5 protein-coding genes are annotated in these 6,797 nt (G+C 63.8%); 3 read left to right on the top strand and 2 right to left on the bottom strand.

Features of this window, described 5'->3' with window-relative positions:
- Together VFU66_RS06685 and xylB are read right to left on the bottom strand one after the other, a co-directional pair.
- The coding region (locus tag VFU66_RS06685) for a Gfo/Idh/MocA family oxidoreductase (RefSeq protein WP_326445466.1) at positions 1-1,049 on the bottom strand (1,049 nt) is incomplete at its 3' end.
- 2 nt (positions 1,050-1,051) lie between these two features.
- Positions 1,052-2,524, bottom strand: a complete 1,473-nt coding sequence (xylB, locus tag VFU66_RS06680; RefSeq protein ID WP_326445465.1) for a xylulokinase — start codon at positions 2,522-2,524, stop codon at positions 1,052-1,054.
- A 291-nt stretch (positions 2,525-2,815) separates the two neighbouring features.
- On the opposite strand from xylB, the gene VFU66_RS06675 reads away from it, so the two are divergent.
- From VFU66_RS06675 to VFU66_RS06665, 3 genes are all read left to right on the top strand, one after another.
- Positions 2,816-4,318, top strand: coding sequence for a TolC family protein (locus VFU66_RS06675; protein WP_326445464.1), 1,503 nt, complete (start codon positions 2,816-2,818; stop codon positions 4,316-4,318).
- A 2-nt stretch (positions 4,319-4,320) separates the two neighbouring features.
- On the top strand, positions 4,321-5,550 hold the full coding sequence (locus VFU66_RS06670) for an HlyD family secretion protein (protein ID WP_326445463.1): 1,230 nt from the start codon (positions 4,321-4,323) through the stop codon (positions 5,548-5,550).
- Between the two features lie 113 nt (positions 5,551-5,663).
- Complete coding sequence (locus tag VFU66_RS06665; protein WP_326445462.1) at positions 5,664-6,677, top strand: VTT domain-containing protein; 1,014 nt, start codon at positions 5,664-5,666, stop codon at positions 6,675-6,677.
- Positions 6,678-6,797: the final 120 nt, after the last annotated feature.

Below are 6,797 nucleotides of genomic sequence, written 5' to 3'. Positions count from 1 at the left end.
CCCTCCGCACTGCTCTCCCGCGCCATCTCCAGCAGCCGAATCACGCGGTACGCATCCTCCGGCTTCACCGCCAACTCTGCCGCACCATTAATCGCATCGCGCACATTGGCGTAGTACAGACGATAGTCGCCATGCGCGGTCTTGATCGGCTCTCTGACCAGCGTCCCCGGATGATTCACGTCAGGAGCGACCGTCAGCACGCCCCAGTCACTCTCCGGCTCGCCCAGCCAATCGCCTTCGCCCATCCGAGGCACCTTCGCTCCGCCGACCAGCGCAGGCTCCTGCGGATCGAGCCCGTACTTCTTGAAGCTGCCTTTCGTCCCATGCAACAGAAACCGCGGCGCAGCATCGCACGCCAGATAGCTGGCGCGGCAGTGCGCCAGCAGCCGAGGATAGTGCAGCGTAATGTCGAACGCATCCTCTATATCGGTATGGTCGCGGTCCTTGCGCACGCTCGCCGTAATCGCCTCGGGCACACCAAACAGCGCGAGCGCCTGATCGACCAGATGCGGCCCCAGGTCGAACAGCATCCCATTCGCATCGTCGCCCGCCTCCTTCCACGTGTTCTCGCGCGGCGTCGGACGAAACCGGTCGAAGTGCGACTCATACGTCACCAGCCGCCCCACGGCGTTCGACTCAACCAGCCTGCGGAGGGTCAGAAAATCTCCATCCCACCGCCGATTGTGAAACGGAGCCAGCACCAGCCCCTTGGCTCGCGCCATGCCCGAAAGCTCCTTCGCCTCCGTGCTGGTCGCCGTAAAAGGCTTATCGACGACGACATGCTTGCCCGCCTGCAAAGCCTTTTTGGCAAGCTCGAAGTGCGTCGCATTCGGCGTGCCGACAACAACAAGCTGCACCGCAGCATCGCTCAACGCCTCGTCAACCGACCGCAGAATCCGCGTCTTCGGATACGCCTTTGCAGCCTCGTCGCCCTTGCGCTGGACAATCGCCTCCAGCCGCAGCCCCGGCACCGCACTCACAAACGGCGCATGAAACACCCGCCCCGCCAACCCGAACCCAACGACCGCAACCCCAATCTCCCCGCTCATCCTCAACTCCTCGAAATTGCTTTCAGAGCAGGATATATCCGCCGGTACTCTTCGTAGGCGGAGTTCATCGCCGCAGCATGCTCAGGCGCAATCGTCGCCTTCACCCGGATCGTCGCAGCGCACGCCTCTTCAACGCTCGCCCACGCGCCAATGCCCGTTCCGGCCAGCAGAGCCGCGCCGAACGCGCCACCCTCCTCGGCCTCCAGCAATTCCACCGGATGCCCATACACATCCGCCTGAATCTGCCGCCACAGCGGCCCGCGCGCACCGCCGCCGCCCAGCCGGATCGTCTTCACCGGCACGCCAAGTTCCGCGAACAGCGTCAACGTATCTCGCAGGCTGAACGCCACGCCCTCCAGCACCGCCCGTACAAAGTGCGCCCGCGTATGCGAGGCTGTAATCCCCACAAACGCCGCGCGCGCCTTCGGGTCCAGATGCGGCGTGCGCTCGCCAAACAGATACGGAGCCCACATCAACCCCGCACTTCCCGCAGGAGCCTCGGCAGCCATCGCGACCAACTCCTCGTAGCTCTCGCCCGGCGAAAACGTATCGCGGAAGTAGCGCAAACTCAGCCCCGCGCCGTTCGTCACGCCCATCACATGCCAGCGCCCCGGAGCACCATGGCAGAACGTATGCAGCCGTCCCAGCCGGTCTTTGGCAGGCGTATCGGTCGCGGCAAACACCACACCGCTCGTCCCAATCGTTGCCGACACCGACCCCGGCGCAAGAATTCCCATGCCCACCGCGCCCGCGCCCTGGTCTCCCGCGCCCGCAGCAACTGGCGTACCTGCAGCCAACCCGGTCGCCGTCGCGCCAACGTCGCTCACACGCGCGCAGATCTCCGGCCCTTCAAACAACCTCGGCAGCCACGCCATCGGAATCCCCGCCGCCTCCGCTACCTCCGAAGACCAGCGCCGATGCGTCACATCCAGCAGCAGTGTCCCGCTCGCCTCCTGCATATCGATCGCAAACTCGCCCGTCATCCGGTAGCGCACGTAGTCCTTCGGGCACAGCACATGCGCAATCCTGCTGAAGATCTCCGGCTGATGTTCCCGTACCCACAACAGCTTCGTCAGCGTAAAGTTCGGCAGCGCAGGATTGCACGTCAGTTCAATCAGCCGCTCGAAGCCTATCTTTTCCGTCAGCCAGTCGCACTCGGGCTGCGTGCGTTGGTCGCACCAGATCAGCGCTGGCCGCAGCACCTTGCCGTCCGCGTCCAGCATCACGCAGCCATGCATCTGTCCGGTCAGGCCAACGGCCTCAATCTCCGCGCCCGCCAGTCCGCTCGCGGCCATCGCTCCGGCAATCGCCTCACGCGCCGCGCGCCACCAATCCTCCGGCTCCTGCTCCGCCCAGCCAATGTGTTCCGAGCGAATCGGCGCGTGCTCGCTCGCGCACGAAGCCGCCACCCTGCCTGCGCGATCCACCAACACCGCCCGCGTTCCGCCCGTCCCGACGTCCACTCCCAGAAACATCCGTCACCTCTACTAAATCGATTCAGTCTGTAGCTTATAGCTTACATAGTCTGTCACTCTGAGCAACGCGAAGAATCCCTGCATTTTTGCCCGTAGCTGCACGTACCTCGTTTTAGCAGCATTCCGCAGCAAACAGATCAGGGACCAAACTTAGCCCCAGAGACTTTTTGAAGCCTTCCTCTCGATACCCGCATCATAAACAGTGCAGAGATGATGCCCAACCCGTGCAATTCTGTGCATCGGCCAATATCCCCTTCAATGAATGCAAACGATACAGGTAACATCAACTATATGAGGAAGAGCAAGCCAGCATTTTTGGCCGGGAGCGTCTCTCTGGCAGTTGTCCTTTGCCTGCTCGCCACACCGGGCAAAGCACAGGCCCCGCACACGCCGGCCAGCGGCACCAGCACCGCGACTGAAAGCTCGCCCATCGCAGGCGCGCAGCAGCAGCTTTACACCGCCTCTGGTCAGAATGGCGCGCAGGCAAACCATGGTTCCTTCAGCGGCAGCGTCGTCGCGGGCACGGCTACAGAAGGTGTGCTCGACCTCTCGCTCGATGAAGCCATTCATCGCGGTCTCCAGCAGAACCTCGGCCTCATCCTTCAATCTTCGGCAGAGAAGAACGCCTCCGGCCAGCGCCTTGAAGAGTTGCAGGCGCTCTTGCCCACCGTCACCGGAGCGGCGGCCGTCGAAGTCCAGCAGGTCAACCTTGCAGCCTTCGGCCTGAAGTTTCCCGGCCTCCACCCCATCGTTGGCCCGTTCCAGACCGTAGACTTCCGCGCCTACCTGACGCAGAACCTCCTCAACGTCTCGGCTCTCGAAAACTACATCGCTGCCAAACACAACTTCAACGCCGCGCACCTCACTGCGCAGGACGCCCGCGACCTTGTCGTGCTCACCGTCGGCAACGGCTATCTGCTCTGCATCGCCGACAGCGCCCGCATCGACGCTGTCACCGCCGAGCTGGCCACCTCAAAGCTCTCCCTCGACCAGGCCACCGCCGCGCACGACGCAGGCACCAGCCCCAAGCTCGACGTGCTCCGCGCGCAGGTGGACTACCAGAACGAGCAGCAGCGCCTCATCTCCGCAAAGAACGAGTACGAGAAAGACAAGCTCGCGCTCGCCCGCGCCATCGGCCTTCCGCTCGACCAGCAGTTCCGCCTCACCGATAAAGTGCCCTTCGCTGCGCTCGATGCCACCGATCCCCAGACCGCCTTTGCCGACGCGCTCAAGTCCCGCAAAGACCTCGCCGCTTCGGAGGAGCAGGTCAAAGCCGCCGCAGCCGAAAAGAAATCCGCCTGGGCCTATCAGCTTCCCGTCGCCAGCTTCGCGGGCGACTACGGCGACCTCGGCGAAACCCCAGGCCATTCGCACGGAACCTTCACCGCCACCGGCCAGGTGACAGCGCCCATCCTGCAAGTTGCCAAGACGCGCGGGCAGGAGCAGGTCGCCGCCGCGCAGTACGACTCTGCGCGAGCCAAACTCGCCGACCAGGCCCAGCAAGTCAATCAGGACATCCGCGACAGCCTGCTCGACATTCAGGCCGCCGCCAAGCTCGTCGAAGCCACGCGCTCGAACGTAGAGCTGGCCAAAGAGGCGCTCGACGAAGCACAGCAGCGCTTCCACGCAGGCGTCTCCGACAACCTCCCCGTCTCGCAGGCGCTGGCCCAGACCGAGCAGGCGAACGACCAATACATCAGTGCGCTCTACCAGCACAACGTGGCGAAGCTCGCCCTCGCGCGCGCCCTTGGTACAGCCGAGACCAACTACAAAGCTTATCTTGGAGGAAAGTAACCTTGTCAGACGAAACCAAGACTCCCGAAGCGACCCCCAAAGCTGAAGAGATACAGGAGAAAAATCCCCGCCGCAAATTCATCGTGCTCGGGGTCATTCTTCTTTTGATCGTAGGCGCGGGCCTCTTCTACTGGCACTCCACCTTCACCGAAAGCACCGACGACGCGCAGGTCGATGGCGACATCTATCAGGTCAGCTCCCGCGTCGCCGGACAGGTCATCAAGGTCTACGTCGAGGACAACCAGAAGGTCGAAGCCGGCCAGCTCCTCGCCGAGATTGACCCCAAGGACTATCAGGTCGCGCTCGAACAAGCGCAGGCCAACCTTGCCAGCGCGCAGGCGTCCGCGATTCAGGCCACCGCCAACGTGCCCATCACCAGCGTCAGCGCCAACACCAGCGTCGCCACCACGCGCACCGACGTAGACGCCGCCGAGGCCGCCGTCTCGCAGGCACAGAAGCAGGCCCAGGCCGCCGAAGCACGCGTCGAGCAGGCCAAAGCCAACCAGACCAAATCCGACCTCGACGTGCAGCGATACACCCCGCTCGTCCAGAAGGACGTCATCTCCAAGCAGCAGTACGACGGGGCAGTCGCGCAGGCCGCCGCCAACAAGGCCGGTGTGCTCGAAGCCGAAGCGCAGGTCATCGCGCAGCGCGCCGCGGTCAGCCAGGCTCTCCAGCGTCTTGCCGCGTCGAAGTCGCAAGCCAGCGAATCCGTCAAGAATGGCCCCCAGCAGGTGCGCGCCCAGCGGGCCCGCGCCAACGCCGCCCTGGCCGAGGTCAAACAGGCGCAGGCCAAAGTCGATCAAGCCGTCCTGAACCTCAGCTACACCAAAATCACCGCGCCAGCTACCGGCATCGTCAACAAGAAGAACGTGCAGGTAGGCGCAAACCTTAGCGTAGGCCAGGATCTGCTGACCATCATCCCGCTCAACGACCTCTGGGTCACGGCCAACTTCAAAGAGACCCAGATTGACCGGATGCACTCCGGCCAGCCCGTCACCATCGAGGTCGATGCCCTCGGCGGCCGGAAGTTTCACGGCAAAGTCACGCAGATCGGCGGCGCCACCGGTTCGCGCCTCTCGCTCTTCCCACCCGAGAACGCCACCGGCAACTATGTCAAGGTGGTTCAGCGCATTCCGGTCCGCATCGACTTCACCAACCTGTCCCAGGAGAACTCCGACCAGAAGCTCCGCCCGGGCTTCTCCGTCGTCCCCGATGTCCGCGTAAAATAGCGGCCCGCCACCTTCACCGCAGCCCGGATGCATCCCGCATCCGGGCTGTGTATCTTTAACCCAAGACGCGCATCCAGCCGCCCGCTCCGCTCATCTACCTTATAGAGACCCCCATGCCGATCGCGCTCGAATTCTTCGTCCACTACGCCTACCCCATCATCTTTCTGTGGGTACTGGTGGAGCAGATCGGCATCCCTGTCCCCAGCATTCCAGTCCTTCTCACCGCTGGCACGCTCACGGCGACCCACCGTCTGCATCACGGCCCAGTCCTGCTCGCGGTCATCGTCGCATGCCTCATCTCCGACAGCGCCTGGTTCTATCTCGGCCGCCGCTACGGCAACAGCGTCTTGAAGCTCCTCTGCCGCCTCTCGCTCGAAGCCTCCACCTGCGTCAGCAAGACGGAGAACTACTTCAGCCGCCGCGGCGACTCGACCCTGCTCTTCTCAAAGTTCATCCCCGGCCTCAGCACCGTCGCGCCGCCCATCGCCGGACAGATCGGCACGCCCTACGCGCGCTTCTTCCTCTGGGACCTCGCCGGGTCCATCCTCTGGGCCGAGGCCTTCATCCTTGCCGGACGCTTCTTCGGCGACATCGCCAAAAAGAGCGAGCGGTTCTTGAGCTGGCTCGGTCACTTCGCCTTCATCATCTTTGTCGTAATGGTGCTTGGCTTCCTCGCCCGCCGCCTGTGGAACCAGCGCAGGTTTCTCGCGCAGGTGCGCGAGATGCGCATCGACCCCGAAGAGCTGAAGTCCATGCTCGACGACGCGGAGCGCAACGGCAACACGCCGCCCTTCATCGTCGATCTCCGCCACCCGCTCGACTACCTGCCCGACCCGCGTGTCCTGCCGGGCGCGCTCCGCATCGGCCCCAACGAGGTCCGCGAGCACTCCGAGATCATCCCCCGCGACCGCGACGTCATCCTCTACTGTACCTGCCCCAGCGAAGAGACCAGCGCCAAGCTCGCCATGCAGCTCCACAAGATGGGCATCTACCGCGTGCGCCCGCTGCGCGGAGGCTTCGACGGCTGGAAGCACGCCGGTTATCCGCTCATTGATTACGTCACCGACGAACCCCACGCCGCCGTGCAAAAAATCCTTCCCACCACCACCCCCGCCCCATCCGCCTGATCCGGGTGCCCCATCTTCGCGACGGCTTCATCGTCGCTAAGGTGGGGTCGTCACACCGCGACGCAACCAGACTCTCCTCGAACATGCAGGCACCTCCATCAAGGTGCGCATCCAGCGAGG

The organism is Edaphobacter sp. (assembly GCF_035763405.1).
Classification (GTDB): Bacteria; Acidobacteriota; Terriglobia; order Terriglobales; family Acidobacteriaceae; genus Edaphobacter.
The sequence above is the reverse complement of the archived record's forward strand: the minus strand, read 5'-3'. Positions and strand labels throughout refer to the sequence as shown.